Below are 23,713 nucleotides of genomic sequence, written 5' to 3' on the forward strand. Positions count from 1 at the left end.
CCGCTTGGGCGCAGGTCCATTGTGGCGCCATGACTTCGGCACCTGTTTCTCTCACCCTGCAAAGCCCTCAGGACACCGCAGGTTTTGCGGCGCGTCTTGGCGCGACCCTGAGACCTGCGGATGTGTTGCTGCTGCAAGGTGAGATCGGCAGCGGCAAGACCCACTTTGCCCGTAGCCTCATCCAGTCTCTGATGAACCCGCCTGAGGATGTGCCCTCACCGACCTTCACACTGGTGCAGGCTTATGACACGCAGATCGGCGAGATCTGGCATTGCGACCTTTACCGGCTGACCTCGGTGGATGAGGTTGACGAGCTGGGCCTGACCGAAGCCTTCGACTCCGCGCTATGTCTTGTGGAATGGCCCGACAAACTTGGGCCGCTGACCCCCGACACTGCATTGACGCTTGCCTTTCAAACCGACCCAGTCGAAACCGAGACACGCCATCTGACCCTGTCTTGGTCTGATCCGAAATGGCTTGGGAAACTGGAGAATACCCTATGAAAGATCGTACTGTGCTGGCCGAGGCCCTGATTGCACAGACGCCTTGGGCCAATGCCACGCGCGCGCCCTTGGCCGGGGACGCCTCGAACCGCAGGTATGAGCGTCTGACAGATCCGGCGACCGGTCGCACGGCGGTTCTGATGGATGCGCCGCCGGATCGGGGAGAGGATGTCGAACCCTTCGTCCGGATCGCGAACCATCTGCGCGCGGTGGGCCTCAGCGCACCCGAGATTTACGCCGAAGACAATCAGAACGGGTTTCTGGTTCTGGAGGATCTGGGCGATGATCTATTTTCACGCGTTCTGACCAAGGACCCGAGCCAGGAACGCCTCTTATATGAAGCGGCAACGGATGTTCTTTTGCACCTGCATGAGGCCCCGATCCTAACCCTGCCCTCATACGATCCCACATTGATGACCGAGCTGGCCGCTCTGGCCTTTACTAAATACGCGCAGGCCATTCTGGGCGACCACGATGCAGACGCGAGAGAGAGGTTCGAGCTACGCTTTGCCGATATCCTGCTGCAGGAGACCTCGGGCACCAAAGTCGTCGTGCAGCGGGACTACCACGCCGAAAACCTGATCTGGCTGCCGGAACGTGAAGGCGTGCAGCGCGTTGGGCTTCTGGATTTCCAACTGGCGATGCTGGGGCACCCGGCTTACGATCTGGTGTCGCTGTTGCAAGATGTGCGTAGGACCGTGCCGACCGGGATCGAAATGCAAATGGTCAATCGCTATATCGTGGCCTCCGGCATGGATGACCATGACTTCCGCACCGCCTACAGCGTTCTCGGCGCGCAGCGAAACCTACGTATTCTGGGTGTTTTTGCCCGACTGGCCACGGATTACGGCAAGCCACATTACGTCGATCTGATCCCTGCCACATGGGCGCATCTGATGCGCGATCTGGAGCATCCCGCGCTGATCCCGGTTGCCGGTATCCTGCGCGACGCCCTGCCTGAACCAACCGCAGAAAACCTTGCAAGGCTGAAAGCGTCATGAGCCAATCTCCCGACGCCGTGATGCTGTTTGCCGCCGGGTTCGGCACCCGGATGGGTGCGTTGACGAAGGACTTGCCAAAACCTCTGATCGAGGTCGCCGGACGCCCGCTGATCGACCACGCGCTTGCGCTAGTGGATGCCGTTCAACCAGCCCGTGTGGTTGCAAACCTGCACTATCACGCCGATCAGTTGCAGGCGCATTTAGCGCCTAAAGGCATTCTGCTCTCACATGAAACGCCCGAGATTCTGGAAACCGGCGGCGGTTTGCGGGCGGCTTTGCCTCTACTGGGCGCAGGCCCGGTTTTCACCATGAACACCGATGCAATCTGGGCCGGACCCAACCCGCTGAGCCTGCTGCAAGAGGCATGGGACCCGGACCGGATGGATGCTCTTTTGATGTGCGTCCCGATTGGTCAAACCATCGGGCATGCGGGCGAAGGGGATTTTACCGCCGATGCCGATGGTCGGATCACGCGCGGGCCAGGTCTGGTGTATGGCGGCGTGCAGATTCTCAAAACCGACGGGCTGCAGCACATTCCGCAGAAGGCTTTCTCGCTAAATCTGTTGTGGAACCAGATGCACGACCGGCAACGCCTGTTCGCACTGGAATATCCCGGCCGTTGGTGTGATGTCGGACGCCCCGACGGGATCGCTCTGGCTGAGGGGATGCTGGCGGATGTTTGACCCCAGCGCGCATCCACGGGTTTTCGCCGTTCCGCCGGGTACGGATTTCCCCAAAGCGCTGGTTGCCGGGCTGCGGCAGCGCGCCTCCGGCCCGCCCGAGGCGTTGGCCCGCGTGCAATTGGTGGTCAACACACGCCGCATGGCCCGGCGGGTGCGTGACCTGTTCGATCAGGGGCCGCCCTGCCTGTTGCCTCGGCTTTCTCTGGTCACCGGTCTGGGCGAAAGCGTTGATCTGGCGCAGATTCCGCCCGCAATCCCCCCGCTGAGGCGGCGGTTGGAGCTGACCCAGCTGATCTCAAAACTGCTGGACCAGCAGCCTGATCTGGCTGCAAGGGCCTCCCTGTTCGACCTGTCCGACAGCCTGGCCGCCTTGATTGATGAGATGCAGGGCGAGGGCGTGTCGCCAGAGGCGATCCGCCAACTGGATGTCAGCGATATGTCCGGCCATTGGGCCCGCGCACAGGCGTTTATCGGCATCGCGGATCATTTTGTTGATGCAAGCGATCAGGCGATGGATGCACAGGCGCGGCAACGTCGCGTGGTCGAGAACCTGATCGACCGCTGGCAGGAGGCTCCGCCGCAACATCCCGTCATTTTGGCCGGCTCGACGGGATCACGCGGCACCACGCTGATGCTGATGCAAGCCGTCGCGCGCCTGCCGCAAGGGGCCTTGATCCTGCCGGGCTATGATTTCGACCAGCCGCGCGCCGTTTGGGACCGTCTGGACGAGGCGCTGACCTCTGAGGATCACCCGCAATATCGGTTCCGCAAATTGATGCGAGAGCTGGGGTTAGAGCATGATCAGATCCTGCCCTGGACGGACGAACAACCACCCTCACCCGCGCGTAACCGATTGGTTTCGCTGGCTTTGCGCCCTGCCCCCATCACCGACGCGTGGATGTCCGAAGGTCCACGTCTGACCGAGTTGGACCAGGCCACGCGTGACCTGACACTGGTCGAGGCAGACTCGCCCCGATCCGAGGCCCTTGCCATCGCTCTTCGACTACGGCAGGCGGCTGAAACGGGCCAGACCGCCGCCATGATCACGCCTGACCGGATGCTGACCCGGCAGGTCAGCGCGGCATTGGATCGCTGGAACATCCTACCCGATGATAGTGCCGGTCTGCCGCTGCAACTGTCTCCGCCCGGCCGGTTTCTGCGTCATGTGGCGAGCCTGTTTGCGCGCCGTCTGGAGGGTGAGGCGCTGCTGACGCTGCTGAAACATCCTCTGTGCCATGACGGGGGTGAACGGGGGGCCCACCTGCTGCATACCCGCGATTTGGAGTTGGACCTGCGCCGGCATGGCCCTCCATTCCCGGACCAAGCCAGCCTTACCGCATCCGCGAACCGCACCGAAGCGCCCGAGGGATGGGTGAGCTGGGTCAGCGCACATTTCTGCGATCAGCAAATCACCGGGGAACTCCTCCTGTCCGAATGGGTCGACCGATTGCTGTCTCTGGCCGAGTCGATCTCGGCCGGACATGCGGGTGACCAAGGCACCCTGTGGGACAAGAACGCGGGCCAAAAGGCCCTGTCGGTGTTGACCAATCTGCGGGATGAAGCGCATCACGGCGGCCCCATGACCGCCCATGACTTCGCCGATCTGCTAGGCGCGCTTCTGGCCGGAGAAGAGGTCCGCGACCGCGACGCTCCGCACCCGCATATCATGATCTGGGGTACGCTCGAGGCCCGCGTGCAGGGTGCGGATCTGTTGATCCTCGGCGGGTTGAACGAGGGCAGCTGGCCCGAAGCCCCAGCGCCGGACCCATGGCTGAACCGCCAGATGCGCGACAAGGCGGGGTTGTTGCTGCCCGAGCGGCGGATTGGGCTTTCGGCGCATGACTTCCAACAGGCCATCGGCGCGCCCGAGGTCTGGCTGACCCGCGCCACCCGCTCGGACGATGCGGAAACCGTGCCCTCGCGTTGGCTGAACCGTCTGACGAACCTGTTGCAAGGCCTGCCTGACCAAGGCGGCCAAACGGCGCTATCAGATATGCGCGCGCGGGGTCGGACCTATCTGAAATGGGCCAAAACACTGGAGCAAGCCCCTCGGATTGAGGCAGCGCATCGCCCCTCGCCCAAACCTCCGGTTGCCGCCCGACCGCGCCGCCTTTCAGTCACCGAGATCAAACGCCTGATCCGCGACCCTTATGCGATTTACGCCAAACATGTGCTGCGTCTGAAACCGATTGATCCACTTGTGCAGGCTCCGGATGCGTTGCTGCGCGGAATCGTGATCCATGAAATTCTGGAGCATTTCGTCAAGGACAGCGTGCTGGATACCGCCTTGCTAACCCGCGAGAACTTCCTGAAACGCGCACATGACCTGCTAGAAACACACGTCGCATGGCCGACCGCCCGCAAACTGTGGCTGGCGCGGTTGGAACGGATCGCCGACGACTTTCTGAGTGCCGAGCTCAATCGCCGGGGCGACGGTGGCCCGGTGGCCTTTGAAGCCGCGATGAAACTGGTGTTGGAGCCTCTGGATTTCACCATCGCCGGACGTGCCGACCGGATCGATTGCAACAGCCGAGGGGCGCTGAGGATTGTGGACTACAAAACCGGCGCGCCTCCGACCGAAAGCCAACAGGCAAAGTTCGACAAACAGCTGCTGATCGAAGCCGCCATGGCCGAGCAGGGCGCTATCGAAGGGATCGACCCCACCGACGTGGCCGAGGCGATCTTCATCGGTATGGGCGGCAGTTACAAAGAGGTCGCGGCTCCGCTTGCCAAAGAACCCACGGACAAGGTGTTGGCTGAGCTGAAAGAGCTGGTTTCTGCTTATTTAGAGCCTGATCAGGGCTTCTCTTCGCGCCGCATGCTACACAAGGACACCGATATCGGCGACTACGATCATCTGGCCCGGTTCGGGGAGTGGGACCGCACCGCCGAAACCCTCCCTGAGGACCTGACATGACCGCCCGCAACGACGCCACCGAGCGGCAAGTGCAGGCCGCGCGTCCCGATGCCTCGACCTGGTTGGCGGCGAATGCCGGGTCGGGCAAGACCCGCGTGCTGACCGACCGCGTGGCGCGTCTGTTGCTGAGCGGAGTGCAGCCGCAGCACATCCTCTGCCTGACCTACACCAAGGCCGCCGCCAGCGAGATGCAGAACCGGCTGTTCAAGCGGCTTGGGGAATGGGCGATGCTGGGGGACGCGCCGTTGCTGGCTCAACTGACGGATTTGGGCGTAGAAGGCGCAATCGATTCGGACCGTCTTGCGCAGGCCCGCACCCTGTTTGCCCGCGCGATTGAGACCCCGGGCGGGCTAAAAATCCAAACCATCCACTCTTTCTGCGCCTCACTGCTGCGCCGCTTCCCGCTTGAGGCCGGTGTCAGCCCTCAATTTGCCGAGATGGAGGACCGCGCCGCCGCATTGCTGCGCGAAGAGATCATCGAGGATTTCGCCGAGGGCCCTCAGGCCGGTTTGATCGAGGATATTGCGCGGTTCATCACTGATACCGGGTTCGACAGGCTGACCGCAGCAGTGACTCAAAAGCGGAACCTGTTCGCGCAGCCCTTGCAGCGCTCGGACCTGCTGCAGCGATTTGGCCTGCCAGAGGGCTTTGACGACGACACCCTTGCGGGGCAGGTGTTTCTGGGCGGTGAGGTTGATCTGATCCAATCCATGTTGCCTGCGCTGATCGAAAGCGGCGGCAACAACGCCAAGGCCGCCGCAAAACTCGCAGCGTTCACTGAGGCAAAACTGGCTCATCTACCTACGCTGGAAGGCGTCTTGCTGACGGGCAAGGGCGCGAAGGAGCCGTTCACCGCCAAGATCAACGGCTTCCCGACCAAAGCCTTGCGCGAAGGGGTTCTGGCGGATCGCATGCCACAGCTGGAATCGCTGATGTTGCGGGTTGAGGTTGCGCGCGAACAACGGCTGGCTCTGGTCGCTGCGCAAAAAACCACTGTTTTGCATCGCTTCGCTGCAGCTTTCCTGCCGGAATATGAACGCCGTAAGCAGCTGCGCGGATGGCTGGACTTTGACGATCTGATCCTGCGCGCGCGACAGGTTTTGAACGACCCGGCGGTCGCGGAATGGGTTCTGTACCGGTTGGACGGCGGCATCGACCACATTCTGGTGGACGAGGCGCAAGACACCAGCCCGGACCAATGGGACGTGGTCGAGAAGCTGGCGCAAGAATTTACCAGCGGGGAAGGGGCCCGATCCGAGGTTGAACGCACGATCTTTGTGGTCGGCGACAAGAAACAGTCGATCTATTCCTTCCAGGGCGCCGACCCGCAGGCCTTTGACCGGATGCAGGCCGAGTTTGGGCGAAAGCTTGATGAATCAGGCTCTAAACTGTGGGATTCGACGCTTGAATACTCATTCCGATCCTCCAGTGCGATCCTGTCATTGGTTGATCTTCTGTTCGAAAATCAGGCCGAGGCCGGGTTTCACAAGGAAAGCCAGCACCGTGCTTTCAAGGCAGACCTGCCGGGACGCGTAGACCTCTGGCCCGTGGTGGAAAAGGTCGAGGATGACGAGGATGGCGATTGGACTGATCCGGTGGATCGGCCCGGGTCGCGCCACCACACCGTCATTCTGGCCGAGCAGGTGGCGCAGTCGATCAAGCACATGATCGACACTGGGGCCACAATTCCCGAAGATGGCGAAACGCCCGGCACATTCGTGCGCAGCAAAGTTCAGCCGGGGGATTTCCTGATCCTGGTCCAGCGCCGCTCGGACCTGTTTGCTGAGATCATCCGCGCCTGCAAAGCCCTGCATCTGCCCATCGCCGGGGCCGACCGTTTGAAAGTCGGAGCCGAGCTGGCGGTCAAGGATCTCGCGGCATTGCTGAGCTTTCTGGCCACGCCCGAAGACAGCCTGTCGCTGGCGACGGTCCTGAAATCCCCGCTGTTCGGCTGGTCCGAGCAGGCGCTGTTCGATCTGGCCCATCGCCGGCAAGAGAAATTCCTGTGGGCCGCGCTGCGCAATCGCTCGGACGAGTTTCCCGAGACGCTTGCAATCCTTAACGATCTGCGTGGACAGATCGACTTTCTGAGGCCGTTTGACCTGATCGAGCGTATCCTGACCCGTCATGACGGGAGGCGAAAACTGCTGAGTCGGCTGGGGGCCGAGGCCGAGGATGGGATCAACGCGCTGCTCTCGCAGGCTTTGGCTTATGAGCGGACCGATATTCCCAGCCTGACCGGCTTTCTGGTCTGGATGCAGACCGACGATCTGGAGATCAAACGCCAGATGAGCGGCGTGGGCAACATGATCCGCGTGATGACCGTGCATGGCTCAAAAGGGTTGGAAGCGCCGATCGTGATCCTGCCGGATACCGGCAAACGGCAGGCCCCGCGCGATGCCGAGATCATGGTGTCTGATGGAACGCCCCTGTGGAAGGTTCCCGCCGATGTCTCGCCCAAGCTGATCTCCAGCGCCCGCGAGGAGGCCCGAAACCGTGAGGAGAATGAACGCCTTCGATTGCTCTATGTGGCTCTAACACGTGCGGAAAAGTGGTTAATCGTGGCCGCTGCTGGGGATGTTGGAAAGGATGGAACCAGCTGGTATCAGATGGTCGAGGCCGCGATGGAGCACGCGGGCGCGACACTGATGGAGGGATCGCTGACACGGCGACTGGCCCATGGCGATTGGCAGGGGTTGCCGCTGGTCGAACGCAGCGAACACGCCGAGCCAAGTCAGGACCTGCCTGCGTACTTCCTGCATCCCGTCGAGGATCCACCCTCGGAACCAGAAACCCTCAGCCCCTCAGATCTTGGCGGGGCAAAAGCGTTGCCCGGTGATGCGGGGCAGGATGAAGAGGCCGCAAAGCTGCGCGGCACCCGATTGCACCTGCTGCTGGAACATCTTCCCACCGCGCCCCAGGATGACTGGCCCATGCTGTGCGCGCGGGTTCTACCCGATATGCAAGATCAGACTAGGGCCGAGTTGTTGTCTGAGGTCACCAAGGTCCTGACAGCGGATCACCTGCAACCAGTCTTCGGGTCGGATGCGTTGGCCGAGGTCCCTGTTTCAGCCAAACTGAACGGGCGGCGGATGCATGGTGTCATCGACCGGCTGATCATAACGGATACCGAGGTGCATGTGGTTGATTTTAAAACAAATGCCACGGTGCCCGACGAGACTGAAGCCTGCCCGGAAGGCTTGCTGCGGCAGATGGGAGCCTATGCGCAGGCGCTAAGTCAGATTTACCCGGACAAGACCATCCGTACCGCCATCCTGTGGACGCGGACGGCTGCGTTGATGTGGCTGCCACACGATCTTGTGACGCAATCGCTGACCCGCGCTCAGATATCTTGACCTTACCCGACGCGGCACCTACGTTCCTTTCCCGAGTTTACCCCATTCAGGAGACAGAATATGTCGACCGTAGCCGTTACCGACGATACCTTTGATGCCGAAGTCAAGAACTCGACCGTTCCCGTGGTTGTGGACTTCTGGGCGGAATGGTGTGGTCCTTGCAAACAGATCGGCCCCGCACTGGAAGAACTGGCCGCTGAGTATGGTGACAAGGTAAAAATCGCCAAGGTGGACGTGGACAGCAACCCGAACGCAGCCGCTGCGATGGGCGTGCGCGGTATTCCGGCTCTGTTCATCTTCAAGGACGGCCAGGTTGTCTCGAACCGCGCGGGCGCGGCACCCAAAGCTGCGCTGCAAAGCTGGATCGACGAATCCATCTGATCCGGATTGGAATGCGAATGATCAAAGGCGCCCCGAACCGGGCGCCTTTTTTATGACCCGGAGAATTTTGATGGCAAAAACACGAGTACTTGTGGAATTTGGTATGGGCACGTCCCTGCGGCGTGAGGACTATACCGAGGCCGCCTTGCGCGCGATCAAGGATGCGCTGTGGCACAACTCGGTCAATATGGCTGAGCTGTTCGATTTTCCCAAAGAGGCGATGATCATTGATGCCGAGATCGGCGTGCAGCAACCCGATAAAGTGGACCGTGAGGCGTTGAAGGCCGTGTTCCCATATGGTCAGCCGAACATCACGGTCACCCGCGGTGGGCTAGACATCGAAAAACCGCACGCCGATGGCCACACAGTGATCGCAAACGCCGCCATCATCGTCTCTTTCGACATGGAGCCCGCGCTATGAGTGAGAAACGTATCATTCTTGAGATGGGCACCGGCAATGACCTCTATGGTCAGGATTACACCAAAGCCGCACGGCGGGCGGTGCAGGACGCGCTGCATCATTCCTCGATCACTCTGTTTTCGCGCTTGGGCGTGGACCACAAGGAGATGCGCGTCGTGGTGACGATTGGCGTGCAACAGCCCGAGGCCGTGGATTGCGATCTGGTCGCGCAGGATTTGCCACGGGGCAGGGCCGAGGTGCAGGCCGTGTTGGGCGGGCTGGATGTCGAGGACAGCGATGCGGGCACCCGCCACGTCATCGCAACCGCAGCGATTGAGGCCTATCTGCCTGATATATTTGGTAAATACAGGCTGGTTTAAAAAGAAAAAGCCGCTCGGACGAGCGGCTCATCTTTACTACGGCTGATCTGAAACGGATCAGATGGTGATGATGTCTTTGCGGGTCAGACCGATATCTTCCAGCTGAGCGTCGCTCAGTTGCGACAACGCCTTGCGTGTCTTACGAGTTTCGTTCCACTCAACCGCTTTTTCGAAAGCCACAGTGAACGCGTCCACTACGTGCAGGATGGTAGCTGCTCCGAGCGGCGCAGTGTTTTGTGCAGTATTTGCCATTTGCGCAGTCCTTCAAACTGAAACAGCCGACCCAATGTCGGTTGTAAGGCTCATGTAGTGCAGCGATCTGAGTCTCACAATTGCCAGTCTGGTAGACCCGATCTGCGTTTCTTGCATATCTTTTGGGCAGTTTGTGAACAGTTGCGTTGGCGCTGGCTCCGGCCCATATAGGGTGCCAGTGATGAACGGAGGCCCTGATGGCAGACAGCGATTTTCCCGGTTGGCATGGCACAACGATCATTGGCGTCAAGAAAGACGGCCAGGTGGTGATTGCCGGCGACGGACAGGTCAGCCTGGGCCAGACCGTGATCAAGGGCACCGCCCGCAAGGTCCGCCGCTTGTCACCCGGTGGATTCGAGGTCGTGGCAGGCTTTGCCGGATCGACGGCGGATGCGTTCACTCTGCTCGAGCGGCTGGAGGCCAAGCTTGAGGCCACCCCCGGCCAACTGGCCCGCGCCTCGGTCGAGCTGGCCAAGGATTGGCGCACCGACAAATACCTGCAAAAGCTCGAAGCGATGCTGATCGTCACCGATGGCAAGGACTTGCTGGTGATCACCGGGGCAGGGGACGTGCTCGAGCCGGAACACAACGTGGCCGCCATCGGATCGGGCGGCAACTTCGCCCTCGCCGCTGCGCGCGCGATGATGGACAGCGACAAGCCCGCCGAAACGGTTGCACGCGAAGCCATGGCGATTGCCGCTGATATCTGCGTCTATACCAACGGCAACCTTACGGTCGAGACAATCTAGGGCGTTCTGCGTTTCACCAAAACACTGTATCGAAATGCGCGCTCTACCGAACGGAGAGGCAGCGAATTTCGATTCAAATCAAACGCAAAACGGCCTCAAGCTAACAGCGCCTTGATCTCTTTCCCTTTCCATCGGCGGTGCATTCCGATCAGGCCGAAGATCGCTGCAATGATCACGATGTAGTAGGGCACGCGGATGTCGATGCTCATCAGCCCGCCGCCGATCAGGGACATGATCCCTCCTGCAAGGCAGAAGACTGCAGTGGTCACACCCATGACCCAACCTTGATCCGCCTCACTGACGCTGGATGAAAACAGGCCCAGAAGGGTCGGGTATGAAACACCGAAAAAGAAATAGAAGAAGAAGACCGGAATATAACTCAGCGCGCCACTGGGGCTGAAGGCAAAGGCAAGCCCGCAGATCACCATCGTGATCAGTGAGACATAGATGATCTTGTGCTTGCTGAACCTCTCTTGCGCTGGTTTCACAAGGAAGGTGCTGGAAAAGGCCAGCGCAAAGCCGATGACGACCATCGCCATGCTGCCCCCGATTACGCCAAAGCCGAACCGGCTGGTCAGGAAATTGTCTACAAACACGTAGAAGGTGACGTTGGCAATCATGAAGAACGAGTAGACCGGCAGGATTTTCAGAACCATCGGGTGACCCCGCACCGCGATCAGGCTGTCGGTGATATCGCGCGGACGAAAGACAAAGGGCTCGCGTTCGCTGCGGGTGTCCTTGAAGAAGGCCACCACGAGGAAAATGGCAATCAGCACCAGAACGAAGGCACCATAAAAGGGCGTTCTGAGCGTGGCAAAACTGCCTAACAGGGCGGAATCCGACAAGACTGCCCCGATGATCGGCCCTCCGACAAGGCCAAAGCTGACGCCGGTCACGATATACCCCATATTGCGGTCGCGGTCTGCCGCATCAGTGCTGCCATCGATCATAGCTGCCTGCGCGATGGGCTGATTGCCCGCCGTAAAGCCAGTGATCGACCGGCCCAGGATCAGCAACAGCAGACTGTCGAGATAGAGCGAGGCGATGGTAATGGCGTAGCCTGCCAACGCTCCGCCAAGACAAACCAGAAGCGCGTTCTTGCGCCCAATGGAATCCGATACCTTCGAGACGTAAACGACCCCCAGAAACCACGACAAGAAGAAACACCCAATCACTAGCCCGTAGTAAAAATGGCGGCGGCCATCGGGGGTTCCTTCCGGTAGGAACCCGGATTTCGTTTCCATGATCAGAGAGTTGATGATCGGAAAGACAAGCCCCTGTCCGATCAGATCCACAAACACCACAAACAGCAGGGTGATCTTGGCAATCTTGGTCATGAAAAACGCCCCCGGTTCCAATAACTTGGGGCGAGTGTAACAGACAGTTGTGCCGTTACCTAACGGTGTGTCAGAGGCCGGAGAACCCGACCTCTGACGACGTGACTACTTTAGCGATGCTACGCCCAAAGGCACTCCAGCAACCTCGCACCAGATGTATACTTCGTTGTATCCCGACACATCCATGGTCGGCGGGACTGCATAGGATTGCTTACCTGCAAGGTGCAGCAGCGCCCCAAGTTTGCTGTCCGGCGCATAAGTGCCGTCTTTCCCAAATGCAACGCGCGGGTCGGGGCCGTTGTCCAGCGAGAAGTCATCCCCCAGTTCAACGATGTACCGATCGCCATCCTTGACCAGTTTCACCGAACCGGTGGTGATATGGTTCGAACGGCCCTCAAACGTGCCTTTCTTTTTGGCTCCACCGGCCACAGCAGTAGTGGTGCCGGCCAGGGTCAGGGCAGCGCCGGTGGCAGCAGCTTTCAAGAAAAGAGAACGACGAGTCATCATGATCAGGTATCTCCATATGATAGATACGGGCCTGTTTGCCCGTCGTCATTTTTTATGCCGCACGCGACCCTCGCATGGCGATTCACATCACTACGAATATCCGTGTGTCTTCTGTGAGTTGTCGTGATGTTTTCGTGATCGGCTTGTGTTTTCGCGACGTATGATTAGGTTCCGCTTCGAAACAGACGGATAAAACACATATGACCGACCTGACCCCGCGCGAGATTGTCTCGGAACTGGACCGCTTCATCATCGGGCAAAAAGACGCCAAACGCGCCGTGGCCGTAGCTCTGCGCAATCGCTGGCGGCGCAAGCAGTTGGCGGATGATATCCGCGATGAAGTCTACCCCAAGAACATTCTGATGATCGGCCCCACCGGCGTCGGCAAGACCGAGATTAGCCGTCGTCTGGCCAAACTGGCCCGCGCACCCTTCATCAAGGTCGAGGCCACCAAGTTCACCGAGGTTGGATATGTCGGCCGTGACGTGGAACAGATCGTGCGCGATCTGGCCGATGCCGCGATCATCCAGACCCGCGAATATATGCGTGAGGACGTGAAGGCCCGCGCCCATCAGGCCGCCGAGGATCGCGTGATTGAAGCCATCGCTGGCACCGATGCCCGCGAGGCGACCCGTGAAATGTTCCGCAAAAAGCTGAAATCGGGTGAGCTGGACGACACAGAGATCGAACTTGAAGTCTCGGACACCTCAAACCCGATGCCGATGTTCGACGTACCCGGCCAGCCCGGCAGCCAGATGGGCATGATGAATCTGGGCGATATCTTCGGCAAGGCGTTTGGCGGCCGCACGGTTAAAAAGAAAGTAACAGTGGCCGAAAGCTATGACCTGTTGATCGGGGAAGAGGCCGACAAGCTGCTGGACGACGAAACCGTCAACCGCGTGGCACTGGAGTCGGTCGAACAGAACGGCATCGTGTTTCTGGACGAGATCGACAAGGTTTGCGCGCGCGCAGAAGCGCGCGGCGGCGATGTCAGTCGCGAAGGGGTGCAGCGCGATCTGCTGCCTCTGATCGAGGGCACGACCGTGTCCACAAAACATGGCCCGGTGAAAACCGACCATATCCTGTTCATTGCCTCGGGCGCGTTCCATATCGCCAAACCCTCGGACCTGTTGCCCGAGCTTCAGGGTCGTCTACCGATCCGGGTGGAGTTGCGCGCGCTGACAGAAGAGGATTTCGTCCGCATCCTGACCGAGACGGACAACGCGCTGACCCTCCAATACACCGCCCTTATGGGCACCGAAGAGGTCACCGTCAGCTTCACCGATGACGGCATCGCGGCGCTGGCCAAGATTGCAGCGGATGTGAACCAAACCGTAGAAAACATCGGCGCGCGGCGGCTTTACACGGTGATGGAGCGTGTGTTCGAAGAACTCTCGTTCACCGCGCCCGATCAGGCCGGAACCGAGATCACGGTGAACGCGCAATTCGTAGATGACAATCTGGGTGAGTTGACGAAATCAGCTGACCTCAGCCGTTACGTATTGTAACAAATCTAGCTGTATTTCGCCGCCGATTTGGCGGCGAATTTCCGTTCCGGCTGGACCTTGCACCAGAAACTGGTAACCGTGACTCAAACTCTGTTTCTTTGAGGGTTGAGCCGTGTTGCGTTTGAGTATTGCCTTTCTTGCTGTTGCTACACTGAGCGCTTGCGTCGACAGAACTGCGCAGGTGACTGTGCCATCCGCGTTGAATGTGGGGTCCGCAGAAACCGTCTATGCGGCCACAACCCGGGGGCGGAACCCCGACGGGACGTTCAACGCCGATCGCGGCGAGCGGGTTCAGTACCACAAAATGACGGTCTCGATCCCGCCAAACCGCACGCCGGGCACGCTGGAGTTTTCTTACGCAAATCCGAAACCGGAAAAGCAGTTTGTTCTGGCCAACACAACGGACCTGTCCGGCCCGCGTGAGCTGGCAAACCAGCTGCGCGGAGAGGACGATGTATCGATCTTTGTGCACGGGTATAACTCGACCCATACCGAGACCGCGTTTCGCGCGGCGCAGTTGGCGCATGATCTGGATATTCCCGGATCGGTCCTGATTTACTCCTGGCCCAGTCAGGCGCGCGGGGCAGGGTATGCCTATGATCTGGACAGCATGCTGTTTGCCCGCGACGGGTTGGAGAAGACAATCCGGGATCTGAAATCCATCGGCGTGAAACGGGTTGTGCTGGTCGCCCACTCTATGGGCGGTGCCCTGTCGATGGAGATGATGCGTCAGGCCGAGCTTCGCTCCCCCGGCTGGTCACGGCGCAACCTTGATGGCGTGTTCCTGATCTCGCCCGATCTAGATATTGACGTGTTTCGTTCGCAAATGGACAGCATAAAAACTCCGCCCGATCCCTTTGTCGTGATGATATCGCAAAAGGACAAAATCCTGAATATCTCGGCCCGGATTCGCGGTACACCGGGGAGTGAACGGCTGGGCAATATCAGCACCATCGAGGCGTTGGCCGAGTATCCGATCGAGGTGATCGACGCGACCGCGTTCAACAGCGATGCCGAGTCCTCGCATTTCGTTGCTGCAACTTCACCCGCCTTGCTGTCGCTGCTCAGTTCGGCCCGGCGTGTTGGAAACACCCTTGGAAACCGACGCCGGGGCATCGACTATTTGATCCCCAACAGTCAACGCAACCCCTCGGGTGCGACCGAGGTTGTTCTGTCTGAGACCGGACAGGCGCAGGTCGCTACTCAGTAGGATTCAAGGGTTTGCCAGAGGGTCTCTAACTATTTCGGTCGGCGGGCTGAGCCTAGCGGACCCGTCTCAGATAGACGTAATAGGCACCATCCCCACCGTGACTGATATGCGCAGGTGTCACCTGCATCACCGCCTGCGCCAGAGGCGGGATCGACAGCCAATGTGGCACCTGATTGCGCAACACACCGCGCGGGGTCGGGATCGGCCCTGGCTCGTCGCGGTCTTTCCCCTTGCCCGTGATCACCAGAACCAGGCGCTTACCCTGCGCTTGCGCCGTTAGCACAAAGCGCACGAGCGCCGGATGAGCGGTGTCTATCCGCATCCCGTGCAGGTCCAGCTTGCCCTCGGGCTTGAGCTTGCCACGCTTCATACGGCCAAAAGCCTTGGTGTCCATCTGAACGGGGGCGGCGCGCAGCGTCTCGGTAATCGACGGCTTCAACCGGTTGGCAGAAGGCTTGGAAGGTTGGTTCTGCCCTACCTCGAACGCTTCGATCCGGGGTTTTGGCAGTTTCTTGGGGGTGGGTTTGGGCAGAGTTGTCGGATGCACGGTCTGAGGGATCTCGGGGTGCAGCCGCTCAGCCTGTTTGGCGACCTTGCGCCACAGCTCGATCTCGTCACTGGTCAGTTTGCGCCGGGTCATCAGTAGTCATCCGTCGCCATGGCATAGGCACGCTGGATCGGCAGCAACACCAACATACGACCGGGGTCCTTCAACCGACCAGCAGCTTGCCCGGCATCATCGCCGGTTCCAAAGAAGATATCAGCGCGTTGCGCGCCCTTGATCGCCGCGCCGGTATCCTGCGCGATCATCAGGCGGCGCAAGGGCTTCTTGCCGTCTTTCTCAACCCAGACTGGAGCACCTAGCGGCGTATAGGCCGGATCGGCCGCGATGCTGCGCATGGTCGTGATCGAGCGGTTCATAGCACCTAAAGGCCCCAGTTCCGGCGCAACCCGGCTAACCTCGCGGAAGAACACGTAAGAGGGGTTGTGGAACAAGAGCTCAGCCCCGGCTTCGGGGTTCTTGCGTACCCAGGCCTGGATCATCTGCGCGCTGACCGCATGGGCGCCCAAAGCGCCGCGCCGGACCAGCTCAACCCCGATCGAGCGGTAGGGCTGCCCGTTCGCGCCGCCATATCCCACACGCAAGGCACCGCCATCAGGCAGGCGTACCCGGCCAGAACCCTGAATTTGCAGAAAGAACAGCTCAACCGGGTCATCGACCCACGCGATCTCAAGCCCGCGGCCCTGCATCACATCACTGGTCAGGATCTCGCGCCGGCTGAGCCACGGTCCGTCCCGCGCCTCGGGCGGCATCTTGTAGATCGGGTACTTGAACCGATCCGTCCGGGTTCTGGAGCCATCAAGCTCTGGCTCAAAATACCCAGTGAACAGACCATCCTTGCCGTCTTCGACCAAAACGGGTCGGAAGAAGAGTTCAAAGAAGGAGCGCGCGGCATCTCCCTCATAGGTCCGGGCGACACCGCAAAGCGCACGCCAATCCAGGTCGTTAAGATCACCGCAGGTGTTCAGAAAAACGGAAAGGGCCGCGCCGTGGTCATCCTCGGCCCAGCCCTGAAGGTCATTAAACGACAGAACGGATCGCGTCGCCTCGGCTCCGGCGGCGCTGGCAGTGGCCATCGCGCCAACCAGAAAAAGCGACCGGAGCGTGGCAATCATGCGTCCGTGGCAACAAGCAGCCAGTTCGGATCGTCTTTGCCCATCACGCGGGCGAAGGTCCAGCTGTCCTTTTGGCGTTTCACGGTGTTCGGGTTGCCTTCGATGATGTCACCACCGCGATCCCGCACGACCGAAGTCAGCTCACCAATGAACTTCATGGTGATTTCTGCCTCATTCGTATCCTTGTCAAAGGACACATCTGCCAGGGTTGTTTCGCGCACGCCGATGAACTCAGCCTCGATCGTCAGGCCTTGATCCTCGCGGGCGGATACAACCGAGACGAAGGTCTCGAACACATCTTCGGCAAGGAAGGGCTGGATCTCATCCAAATTGCCCTTCTCAAAACCCATCACGATCATCTCATAGGCGCCACGGGCGCCCTGAACAAATTCACTTACCGAGAAACTGGGCTCGACCCGCTTCATCGCAGCCAGGGTCTGGGCCTGATCGCTGTCTTCGGGAACGTGGTCTGTGATGTCATGATCCGGACCGCCTTCGATCACCTCGAAATCACGACGGGACGCGCCCGCATCGGGCTGATGCGGAACAGGGGGTTTTTCGAAACCTTCACGCGTTCCCAGCACGCTTTTCAAACGCAGGATCAGGAAAACGGCAATTCCGGCCAGTACCAGCAACTGGATCATGGGTTCGTTCATTTCATCCTCTTTTCAGAACCGAGACTTTGTGTACGCGGCCTCCTGCCACTATGTAGGTGACAGTTGGTGGCAAGTCCACAGTTCGGCCATAGGTAAAGGATAACGCAAATGTACCTGTTCTTGGCATTTTTATTGGTTCCGATCCTCGAGATCGCCCTGTTCATCCAGGTTGGCGGTCTGATCGGCCTGTGGCCAACCCTTGCCATCGTGGTTCTGACAGCGGTTTTGGGCACCACATTGGTGCGGACACAAGGTCGCATGGCGCTTGGGCAATTGCAGCAATCCTTCGCCACTCTGGACGACCCGACCGAGCCCTTGGCACATGGCGCAATGATCCTTCTATCCGGCGCGTTGCTGCTGACACCCGGCTTTTTCACCGATGCCGTTGGGTTTGCACTGTTAATCCCCGGCGTGCGGATCGCCGTTTTCCGCTATCTGAAGACCAAAGTGACCGTGACCCAGTTCCAGATGGGGCCCGGCGCGGGCTTTCAACAGCCGCGCGAACCGTTTGATCAGGGCGACGTGATTGACGGCGAGTTTACCGAAGTGCGCCCACGCAAGGACCCCTCGAAACCGTCAAAATGGGTGGAAGGCCCCCACCAGCATTGAGGTGCCGCGCGCAACTTGCTAAGCAGTGTCGAATTTCATTTTTGGAGTAGATCCATGGCCGAAGAAAACGCTGCAGAAAACACTGCGGCTCAAGCCGCCCCTCAGGTTCAGATGCGCGTTCTGGGACAGTTCATTCGTGATATGTCCTTTGAAAACGTCATGGCGCAAAAAGGCGTGTCCGGTGACGTACAGCCCGAGATTCAGGTTCAGGTAAACCTGGACGCGAAAAAGCGTCAGGTCGAGCATCAGTACGAAGTTTCGATCAAGCTGAAGCTGACCTCGAAAGCCAAAGGCATGGACGATGTCCTGTTCCTATGTGAGCTGGACTATTGCGGGCTGTTCCACGTGGAAGGTGTGCCAGAAGATCAGCTGCACCCGTTCCTGATGATCGAATGCCCGCGCATGCTGTTCCCGTTCCTGCGCCGTATCGTCAGCGACGTCACCCGCGATGGTGGCTATCCACCGGTGAACCTGGACAACATTGATTTCGTTGCACTTTACCGCAACGAGCTAATGCGCCGTCAGGCCGCTCAGGCGGAACAGGCCGAGCAGACCGACGCCTAAATCCCTTGAGCCCCGTGCCTGACCGGATCAGGCGCGGGTCCACAGGGCGCTTTCGCCCAGTTTCTCGACAAATGCGTCATGCGCTGCGCGCTCATCCTCGGTGATCCGGGATGGCAGCGGCGTCGCGCGTGGTGTCGGACGCCAGTCATCTGCCCCACCTGCGCCGGACGCGGCCGAGGTAGACAGGCCGAAATCCGGTTGGCGTCCGCCGATCAGCTCTAGATAAACCTCGGCCAGGATCTCCGAGTCCAAAAGCGCGCCGTGCAGCACCCGGTTCGAGTTGTCGATATTGAACCGCCGACACAGTGCATCCAACGAGGCCGGAGAGCCCGGAAACCGCTTGCGCGCAATGGCGAGCGTATCGAGCGCCTGATCCATCGGAATCGGCGGCAGGCCCATCCATTTCAGCTCGGCATTCAGGAACTTCATGTCGAACGAGGCGTTGTGGATCACCAATTTCGCGTCGCCGACAAACTCGCGAAACCCTTGACCGACCTTCGCAAAAACCGGTTTGTCTTTCAGCGTCACCTCACCCTTTTCGGGCGGGCGCGGGGTTTCCAGCAAGTCAGGGCCGATACCATGCACGCCAAACGCCTCTTCCGGCATGCCGCGTTCGGGGTTGATATAAACATGATAGGTCTCGCCCGTGGCCACGTGGTTCCACAGCTCGACCGCGCCGATCTCGACAATCCGGTCACCGCTTTCAGGATCAAAGCCCGTGGTTTCGGTATCGAGTACAATCTCACGCATCAGCCATCCCCGCCCGTATCTGCCTGATCACATCCTGCACCTGCGCGCGGGCATGGTCCAGAGTGTCGGTGTCGATCACATAGTCTGAGCGCGCGCATTTCTCGTCATTCGGCATTTGCTTGGCGCGGATCTGTTCGAATTGCGCTTCGGACATTGTACCGCGTTCCATCACACGGCGTTTTTGTTCGTCAGGAGATACCCGAACGCAGGCGACCGCATCCATCGCGGCCTCACCGCCAGTTTCGAACAGAAGAGGGATGTCGAACACCAAAATATCGGCCGAGGCGCTTTCGCGAAATGCCGCGCGATCTGCAGCGACCAGAGGGTGAACGATCCCTTCGATCCGTTTCAACGCAGACCTGTCTTCTGAGATAATCCGTTTCAATGCCTCGCGGCTGACTGCGCCCTCTACGATAGCCGAGGGAAAACCCTCACCCATTGGCCCAACCGCCGCGCCACCTTTAGAATAGAGACGATGTACTGCCGCATCCGCATCCCAAAGCGCGCAGCCTTCATCGACGAACATCCGCGCCGTGGTGCTTTTGCCCATCCCGATCGAGCCTGTCAGGCCAAGCGCAAACCTCATGCCAGTACGGCCACGCGCAAATCATCATTGACCTCGGGGCGCACGCCGAACCAACGTTCAAAGCCCGGAACGGCCTGATGCAGCAGCATGCCCAACCCATCGACCACGGTGCATCCGGCCTCTTCCGCTGTTTTCAGCAGGTTGGTCTTGAGCGGCGCGTAGACAAGATCGGTCACCACGGCACCCGGCTGCAACCCATCCAATGGCACCCGCAGCTCGGGCTGGCCCTGCATGCCCAGAGATGTCGTGTTGACCACAAGTTCAGCGTTTTCGATCACGTTTCCGGCCTGTACCCAATCCACAACAGTGATGCGCTGGCCGAATTCTTCTTTCAGATGATCAGCTCGGGCACGGGTCCGGTTGGTCAGCAGGATTTCTGGCACGCCCGCATCCGCCAGCGCCTGCAAAACGGCGCGCGCCGCTCCGCCCGCGCCAAAGACCACGGCGGGGCCATCCTTGGCGTTCCAATCCGGTGCCCCAGCGCGCAGGTTCTCCATGAACCCATAGCCATCGGTGTTGTCCGCATGGATCGAGCCATCCTCGCGGAAAACCAGCGTATTCGCGGCCCCGATCACGGTCGCTCGGTCCGAGACATGGTCAGCAATACGCAAAGCAGCCTCTTTATGCGGCACCGTCACGTTGGTTCCCACAAAACCGGCTTTGGGCAGGGTGCGCAAAACGGTCTCCAGATCAGCCGGGGCAACGTCCATGGGGACGTAGTGCCCCTCTAGCCCATAGGTCTCCAACCAATGCCCATGCAATTTGGGCGAACGGGAATGGCCCACCGGGTGCCCGATCACTCCGGCCAGAGGAATCTTGTGGTCCGTCATTGATCAATCACCCCTTTGACAGCCAGATAGTTGAGAAGCTCCAACAGTGGCATACCCAAAACGTTAAAGTAATCACCGTCAATGGTGGCGAACAGGCGCACGCCTTCTTCCTCAAGCTTATATGCGCCCACCGCGTGGCGGATGCTGTCCCAGTTGCGGTCGACATAGTCTCGCAGGTAGGCATCCGAGCTCATCCGCATCCGCAGGCGCACCTGACCGACATGGCGCCAGATCGGCTCTCCGTCCTGATAAATCACCGCTGCGGAGAGCAGCATGTGCCGCTTGCCCCGCATCATCTTCAGCTGGGCAAACGCATCCTCGGGCGTCTGAGGCTTTGACAACAGCTGCCCGTCGAAATCCAGAACCTGATCGCAGCCCAGCACCATCGCTCCGGGTGTCTTGTCACTCACCTTGCGCGCTTTCATTTCCGCCAGCGCATCGGCAATATCACGCGGTGAGGCGCCTTCGGCCAACAAGGCACGCTTTATGCTATCCTCGTCCACGCGCGCGATCTGAACAGAGAAAGGCACGCCTGCGTTTTCCAGCAGTTGCGCGCGAATGGAGGATCCTGAGGCCAGGACGATGGGGACAGACATGTGGACAACCCCGTGGGCAAATCGTTGAGCGGTCTTGGACGCTTTGTATGGTTTTCAGATTGACACGCAAGCCCGGGAATTTCGCGAAAAACTTCCCTGAGTCGCTCAAACATCATCCAATCGGGGTAAGGATAACTTGGAAACATCGGATAACCGGGACATCTGGAGTTGTTCAAGGTGTTATCCCCAGATGCATCCTCGGACTTCGTTTTTAACCAATTGTTTTATATACATTATTTTTGAAATTCACAGAATCAATCAAATCTCACACAAAACTGTCCACCTGGGGAAAACCAATGGGTAAAAAATTAATCCACGGATTTTACCCACCCTACAAAACCATCTTCCTTTCTTCTTTCTAATTTTTTTATTAGGGAGAGTTCCGAGCAGTACCCGGAGCCAAGATGACTGATCTTCTTTTCACGATTTACCCGTGGGTGAAGTCCCTTCATATCATGGCGGTGATTTCGTGGATGGCAGGACTGTTCTACCTTCCCCGTCTGTTCGTCTATCACGTAGAAAAGGCACAATCGGTTAACGGTGCGGAAACCATCTTCTTTGAAATGGAAGAGAAGCTGCTTCACGTAATCATGCGCCCTGCGATGATTGTGGCCTGGGTCTGTGGTCTGATCATGGTATTCACGCCCGGTATCGTCGGCTGGGATTTTGCCTGGCCCTGGCTCAAAGGCGCAGCCGTGATTGGCATGACCTGGTTTCATCATTGGCTGTTGGCCCGCCGCAAGGATTTCGCTGAGGGGCGAAATAAGCTCACTGGGCGGCAGTATCGCATGATGAACGAGGTTCCGACCGTTCTGATGGTTGTCATCGTTCTGGCGGTCATTCTGAAGTTCTGAGAGCCATTCCAGCAAGGCCCTGTTTGACTCCGCAGATCGACGCAACTATGTAGGGGTCAACACGCCCGTCCGGGCGGCGTATTTTCCGTACTAAAATTCCACTTCGAACCGCAGTCTGCGGTGAAGGTATGCATCATGTCCAATGAATCCCTGAATCTGGCCGACCTGAAAGCCAAAAGCCCCAAAGACCTTCTGGCAATGGCCGAAGAGCTGGAGATCGAAAACGCCTCGACCATGCGTAAAGGCGAGATGATGTTCCAGATCCTGCGCGAACGCGCGGATGAGGGCTGGACCGTCGGCGGTGACGGTGTTCTTGAGGTCCTGCAAGACGGCTTCGGCTTCCTGCGCTCACCCGAGGCGAACTATCTGCCGGGTCCAGACGACATCTATGTCTCGCCTGACATGATCCGTCAGCATTCGCTGCGTACCGGTGACACCGTTGAAGGTGAAATCAAAGCACCCGACGATAGCGAGCGGTATTTTGCGCTGACCAAGGTCACCAAGATCAACTTTGAAGATCCTGAGAAGGCCAAGCACAAGATCCTGTTCGACAACCTGACGCCGCTCTACCCGGATGAGCGTCTGAAGATGGAGATCGAAGATCCCACCATCAAAGACAAGTCGGCCCGTGTGATCGACCTGGTCTCACCCATCGGTAAGGGTCAGCGGTCGCTGATCGTGGCGCCTCCGCGGACCGGTAAAACCGTGATCCTGCAAAACATCGCCCATTCCATCGAACAGAACCACCCGGAATGTTACTTGATCGTCCTGCTGATCGACGAGCGCCCGGAAGAGGTGACCGACATGCAGCGCTCGGTGAAGGGTGAGGTCGTGTCCTCAACCTTTGACGAACCTGCAACGCGCCACGTCGCCGTGTCCGAAATGGTGATCGAAAAAGCCAAGCGTTTGGTCGAACATAAACGAGATGTTGTTATTCTTCTTGACTCGATCACAAGACTTGGTAGGGCCTTTAACACCGTGGTCCCATCATCGGGTAAAGTTCTGACCGGTGGTGTGGACGCGAATGCTCTGCAACGGCCCAAGAGGTTCTTTGGTGCGGCGCGGAACATCGAAGAGGGTGGCTCGCTAACCATCATCGCCACTGCGCTGATCGACACCGGCAGCCGCATGGACGAAGTGATCTTTGAAGAATTCAAAGGCACCGGTAACTCGGAAATTGTTCTGGATCGTAAGATCGCAGACAAACGCGTGTTCCCGGCGATCGATATCCTTAAATCCGGTACTCGGAAAGAGGACCTGCTGGTGGACAAGGGCGATCTGGCCAAGACCTTCGTTTTGCGCCGCATCCTCAACCCGATGGGCACGACTGACGCAATCGAGTTCCTGTTGTCCAAGTTGAAACAGACGAAGACAAACGGCGAGTTCTTCGATTCGATGAACACCTGA

The 23,713-nt window shown here is 59.2% G+C and carries 24 protein-coding genes and 1 pseudogene; 15 read left to right on the forward strand and 10 right to left on the reverse strand.

Annotated elements, in window-relative coordinates:
- Positions 1-29 precede the first annotated feature (29 nt).
- The 8 genes and pseudogenes from tsaE (at position 30) to ACR0AI_RS07740 (ending at position 9,621) form a co-directional block, all read left to right on the forward strand.
- Positions 30-503: a tRNA (adenosine(37)-N6)-threonylcarbamoyltransferase complex ATPase subunit type 1 TsaE gene (gene tsaE / locus ACR0AI_RS07705; RefSeq protein WP_480672942.1), complete on the forward strand. Its 474-nt coding sequence runs from the start codon at positions 30-32 to the stop codon at positions 501-503.
- Positions 500-1,504 carry an aminoglycoside phosphotransferase family protein gene (locus tag ACR0AI_RS07710; protein WP_480672944.1) on the forward strand — a complete coding sequence of 335 codons (1,005 nt, stop codon included), beginning with the start codon at positions 500-502 and terminating at the stop codon, positions 1,502-1,504. The genes tsaE and ACR0AI_RS07710 overlap by 4 nt, the downstream gene beginning before the upstream one ends.
- Complete coding sequence (locus tag ACR0AI_RS07715; RefSeq protein ID WP_480672946.1) at positions 1,501-2,187, forward strand: nucleotidyltransferase family protein; 687 nt, start codon at positions 1,501-1,503, stop codon at positions 2,185-2,187. Before ACR0AI_RS07710 ends, ACR0AI_RS07715 begins: the two co-directional genes overlap by 4 nt.
- A complete protein-coding gene (gene addB / locus ACR0AI_RS07720; protein ID WP_480672948.1) occupies positions 2,180-5,104 on the forward strand; it encodes a double-strand break repair protein AddB in 2,925 nt (974 codons plus the stop codon). The genes ACR0AI_RS07715 and addB overlap by 8 nt, the downstream gene beginning before the upstream one ends.
- Positions 5,101-8,460 carry a double-strand break repair helicase AddA gene (gene addA / locus ACR0AI_RS07725; RefSeq protein ID WP_480672950.1) on the forward strand — a complete coding sequence of 1,120 codons (3,360 nt, stop codon included), beginning with the start codon at positions 5,101-5,103 and terminating at the stop codon, positions 8,458-8,460. The genes addB and addA overlap by 4 nt, the downstream gene beginning before the upstream one ends.
- Before the next feature lie 39 nt (positions 8,461-8,499).
- Positions 8,500-8,841, forward strand: a pseudogene (gene trxA / locus ACR0AI_RS07730) (thioredoxin); the annotation flags it as partial.
- A gap of 70 nt (positions 8,842-8,911) precedes the next feature.
- Positions 8,912-9,262, forward strand: a complete 351-nt coding sequence (locus tag ACR0AI_RS07735; protein ID WP_480672952.1) for a Lin0512 family protein — start codon at positions 8,912-8,914, stop codon at positions 9,260-9,262.
- Complete coding sequence (locus ACR0AI_RS07740; protein ID WP_480672954.1) at positions 9,259-9,621, forward strand: Lin0512 family protein; 363 nt, start codon at positions 9,259-9,261, stop codon at positions 9,619-9,621. Before ACR0AI_RS07735 ends, ACR0AI_RS07740 begins: the two co-directional genes overlap by 4 nt.
- 57 nt (positions 9,622-9,678) lie before the next feature.
- On the opposite strand, the gene ACR0AI_RS07745 is transcribed toward ACR0AI_RS07740, so the two are convergent.
- Entirely contained in the window at positions 9,679-9,873 is a 195-nt protein-coding gene (locus ACR0AI_RS07745; protein WP_170380185.1) for a DUF1127 domain-containing protein, read from the reverse strand.
- Positions 9,874-10,070: 197 nt separating this feature from the next.
- Here ACR0AI_RS07745 and hslV point away from each other — a divergent pair, with 197 nt between their 5' ends.
- Positions 10,071-10,622: an ATP-dependent protease subunit HslV gene (hslV, locus tag ACR0AI_RS07750; RefSeq protein WP_170462831.1), complete on the forward strand. Its 552-nt coding sequence runs from the start codon at positions 10,071-10,073 to the stop codon at positions 10,620-10,622.
- A 95-nt stretch (positions 10,623-10,717) separates the two neighbouring features.
- On the opposite strand, the gene ACR0AI_RS07755 is transcribed toward hslV, so the two are convergent.
- Together ACR0AI_RS07755 and ACR0AI_RS07760 are read right to left on the reverse strand one after the other, a co-directional pair.
- On the reverse strand, positions 10,718-11,959 hold the full coding sequence (locus tag ACR0AI_RS07755) for an MFS transporter (protein ID WP_480672956.1): 1,242 nt from the start codon (positions 11,957-11,959) through the stop codon (positions 10,718-10,720).
- Between the two features lie 105 nt (positions 11,960-12,064).
- Positions 12,065-12,466 (reverse strand): DM13 domain-containing protein, encoded by a 402-nt coding sequence (locus ACR0AI_RS07760; protein WP_480701289.1) that lies wholly within the window; start codon positions 12,464-12,466, stop codon positions 12,065-12,067.
- A gap of 200 nt (positions 12,467-12,666) precedes the next feature.
- On the opposite strand from ACR0AI_RS07760, the gene hslU reads away from it, so the two are divergent.
- Entirely contained in the window at positions 12,667-13,974 is a 1,308-nt protein-coding gene (gene hslU / locus ACR0AI_RS07765; RefSeq protein WP_480672960.1) for an ATP-dependent protease ATPase subunit HslU, read from the forward strand.
- 181 nt (positions 13,975-14,155) lie between these two features.
- A complete protein-coding gene (locus ACR0AI_RS07770; protein WP_480672962.1) occupies positions 14,156-15,184 on the forward strand; it encodes an alpha/beta hydrolase in 1,029 nt (342 codons plus the stop codon).
- Between the two features lie 52 nt (positions 15,185-15,236).
- Here the strand turns inward: ACR0AI_RS07770 and ACR0AI_RS07775 are convergent, their stop codons facing one another.
- From ACR0AI_RS07775 to ACR0AI_RS07785, 3 genes are read right to left on the reverse strand one after another with little or no spacing between them, the layout of a single operon-like run.
- The gene (locus tag ACR0AI_RS07775; RefSeq protein ID WP_480672964.1) at positions 15,237-15,824 is read right to left on the reverse strand and encodes a Smr/MutS family protein; all 588 of its coding nucleotides are present in this window, start codon (positions 15,822-15,824) and stop codon (positions 15,237-15,239) included.
- On the reverse strand, positions 15,824-16,861 hold the full coding sequence (mltA, locus tag ACR0AI_RS07780; RefSeq protein ID WP_480672966.1) for a murein transglycosylase A: 1,038 nt from the start codon (positions 16,859-16,861) through the stop codon (positions 15,824-15,826). The genes ACR0AI_RS07775 and mltA overlap by 1 nt, the downstream gene beginning before the upstream one ends.
- Positions 16,858-17,517, reverse strand: coding sequence for a Tim44/TimA family putative adaptor protein (locus tag ACR0AI_RS07785; RefSeq protein ID WP_480672968.1), 660 nt, complete (start codon positions 17,515-17,517; stop codon positions 16,858-16,860). Before ACR0AI_RS07785 ends, mltA begins: the two co-directional genes overlap by 4 nt.
- 108 nt (positions 17,518-17,625) lie before the next feature.
- On the opposite strand from ACR0AI_RS07785, the gene ACR0AI_RS07790 reads away from it, so the two are divergent.
- Both ACR0AI_RS07790 and secB read left to right on the forward strand, forming a co-directional pair.
- The gene (locus ACR0AI_RS07790; RefSeq protein WP_170380194.1) at positions 17,626-18,126 is read left to right on the forward strand and encodes an FxsA family protein; all 501 of its coding nucleotides are present in this window, start codon (positions 17,626-17,628) and stop codon (positions 18,124-18,126) included.
- A 54-nt stretch (positions 18,127-18,180) separates the two neighbouring features.
- Complete coding sequence (secB, locus tag ACR0AI_RS07795) at positions 18,181-18,690, forward strand: protein-export chaperone SecB (protein WP_170380195.1); 510 nt, start codon at positions 18,181-18,183, stop codon at positions 18,688-18,690.
- 27 nt (positions 18,691-18,717) lie between these two features.
- On the opposite strand, the gene dnaQ is transcribed toward secB, so the two are convergent.
- From dnaQ to ACR0AI_RS07815, 4 genes are read right to left on the reverse strand one after another with little or no spacing between them, the layout of a single operon-like run.
- Positions 18,718-19,440, reverse strand: coding sequence for a DNA polymerase III subunit epsilon (gene dnaQ, locus ACR0AI_RS07800; protein ID WP_419740589.1), 723 nt, complete (start codon positions 19,438-19,440; stop codon positions 18,718-18,720).
- On the reverse strand, positions 19,433-20,026 hold the full coding sequence (gene coaE / locus ACR0AI_RS07805) for a dephospho-CoA kinase (RefSeq protein ID WP_480672970.1): 594 nt from the start codon (positions 20,024-20,026) through the stop codon (positions 19,433-19,435). The genes dnaQ and coaE overlap by 8 nt, the downstream gene beginning before the upstream one ends.
- Positions 20,023-20,856 (reverse strand): shikimate dehydrogenase, encoded by an 834-nt coding sequence (locus tag ACR0AI_RS07810; RefSeq protein WP_480672972.1) that lies wholly within the window; start codon positions 20,854-20,856, stop codon positions 20,023-20,025. The genes coaE and ACR0AI_RS07810 overlap by 4 nt, the downstream gene beginning before the upstream one ends.
- Entirely contained in the window at positions 20,853-21,452 is a 600-nt protein-coding gene (locus tag ACR0AI_RS07815; RefSeq protein WP_170660985.1) for a nucleoside triphosphate pyrophosphatase, read from the reverse strand. Before ACR0AI_RS07815 ends, ACR0AI_RS07810 begins: the two co-directional genes overlap by 4 nt.
- Before the next feature lie 404 nt (positions 21,453-21,856).
- Here ACR0AI_RS07815 and ACR0AI_RS07820 point away from each other — a divergent pair, with 404 nt between their 5' ends.
- Both ACR0AI_RS07820 and rho read left to right on the forward strand, forming a co-directional pair.
- Complete coding sequence (locus ACR0AI_RS07820; RefSeq protein WP_480672974.1) at positions 21,857-22,306, forward strand: CopD family protein; 450 nt, start codon at positions 21,857-21,859, stop codon at positions 22,304-22,306.
- A 135-nt stretch (positions 22,307-22,441) separates the two neighbouring features.
- The gene (gene rho, locus ACR0AI_RS07825; protein WP_170462843.1) at positions 22,442-23,713 is read left to right on the forward strand and encodes a transcription termination factor Rho; all 1,272 of its coding nucleotides are present in this window, start codon (positions 22,442-22,444) and stop codon (positions 23,711-23,713) included.

This window comes from Ruegeria sp. BG3, from assembly GCF_056538485.1.

What these genes read in the sequence shown, in the direction of transcription:
- tsaE (WP_480672942.1), top strand. Translation starts at nt 30, where the DNA reads ATGACTTCGGCACCTGTTTCTCTCACCCTGCAAAGCCCTCAGGACACC.
- ACR0AI_RS07710 (WP_480672944.1), top strand. Translation starts at nt 500, where the DNA reads ATGAAAGATCGTACTGTGCTGGCCGAGGCCCTGATTGCACAGACGCCT.
- ACR0AI_RS07715 (WP_480672946.1), top strand. Translation starts at nt 1,501, where the DNA reads ATGAGCCAATCTCCCGACGCCGTGATGCTGTTTGCCGCCGGGTTCGGC.
- addB (WP_480672948.1), top strand. Translation starts at nt 2,180, where the DNA reads ATGTTTGACCCCAGCGCGCATCCACGGGTTTTCGCCGTTCCGCCGGGT.
- addA (WP_480672950.1), top strand. Translation starts at nt 5,101, where the DNA reads ATGACCGCCCGCAACGACGCCACCGAGCGGCAAGTGCAGGCCGCGCGT.
- ACR0AI_RS07735 (WP_480672952.1), top strand. Translation starts at nt 8,912, where the DNA reads ATGGCAAAAACACGAGTACTTGTGGAATTTGGTATGGGCACGTCCCTG.
- ACR0AI_RS07740 (WP_480672954.1), top strand. Translation starts at nt 9,259, where the DNA reads ATGAGTGAGAAACGTATCATTCTTGAGATGGGCACCGGCAATGACCTC.
- ACR0AI_RS07745 (WP_170380185.1), bottom strand. Translation starts at nt 9,873, where the DNA reads ATGGCAAATACTGCACAAAACACTGCGCCGCTCGGAGCAGCTACCATC.
- hslV (WP_170462831.1), top strand. Translation starts at nt 10,071, where the DNA reads ATGGCAGACAGCGATTTTCCCGGTTGGCATGGCACAACGATCATTGGC.
- ACR0AI_RS07755 (WP_480672956.1), bottom strand. Translation starts at nt 11,959, where the DNA reads ATGACCAAGATTGCCAAGATCACCCTGCTGTTTGTGGTGTTTGTGGAT.
- ACR0AI_RS07760 (WP_480701289.1), bottom strand. Translation starts at nt 12,466, where the DNA reads ATGATGACTCGTCGTTCTCTTTTCTTGAAAGCTGCTGCCACCGGCGCT.
- hslU (WP_480672960.1), top strand. Translation starts at nt 12,667, where the DNA reads ATGACCGACCTGACCCCGCGCGAGATTGTCTCGGAACTGGACCGCTTC.
- ACR0AI_RS07775 (WP_480672964.1), bottom strand. Translation starts at nt 15,824, where the DNA reads ATGACCCGGCGCAAACTGACCAGTGACGAGATCGAGCTGTGGCGCAAG.
- mltA (WP_480672966.1), bottom strand. Translation starts at nt 16,861, where the DNA reads ATGATTGCCACGCTCCGGTCGCTTTTTCTGGTTGGCGCGATGGCCACT.
- ACR0AI_RS07785 (WP_480672968.1), bottom strand. Translation starts at nt 17,517, where the DNA reads ATGAACGAACCCATGATCCAGTTGCTGGTACTGGCCGGAATTGCCGTT.
- ACR0AI_RS07790 (WP_170380194.1), top strand. Translation starts at nt 17,626, where the DNA reads ATGTACCTGTTCTTGGCATTTTTATTGGTTCCGATCCTCGAGATCGCC.
- secB (WP_170380195.1), top strand. Translation starts at nt 18,181, where the DNA reads ATGGCCGAAGAAAACGCTGCAGAAAACACTGCGGCTCAAGCCGCCCCT.
- dnaQ (WP_419740589.1), bottom strand. Translation starts at nt 19,440, where the DNA reads ATGCGTGAGATTGTACTCGATACCGAAACCACGGGCTTTGATCCTGAA.
- coaE (WP_480672970.1), bottom strand. Translation starts at nt 20,026, where the DNA reads ATGAGGTTTGCGCTTGGCCTGACAGGCTCGATCGGGATGGGCAAAAGC.
- ACR0AI_RS07810 (WP_480672972.1), bottom strand. Translation starts at nt 20,856, where the DNA reads ATGACGGACCACAAGATTCCTCTGGCCGGAGTGATCGGGCACCCGGTG.
- ACR0AI_RS07815 (WP_170660985.1), bottom strand. Translation starts at nt 21,452, where the DNA reads ATGTCTGTCCCCATCGTCCTGGCCTCAGGATCCTCCATTCGCGCGCAA.
- ACR0AI_RS07820 (WP_480672974.1), top strand. Translation starts at nt 21,857, where the DNA reads ATGACTGATCTTCTTTTCACGATTTACCCGTGGGTGAAGTCCCTTCAT.
- rho (WP_170462843.1), top strand. Translation starts at nt 22,442, where the DNA reads ATGTCCAATGAATCCCTGAATCTGGCCGACCTGAAAGCCAAAAGCCCC.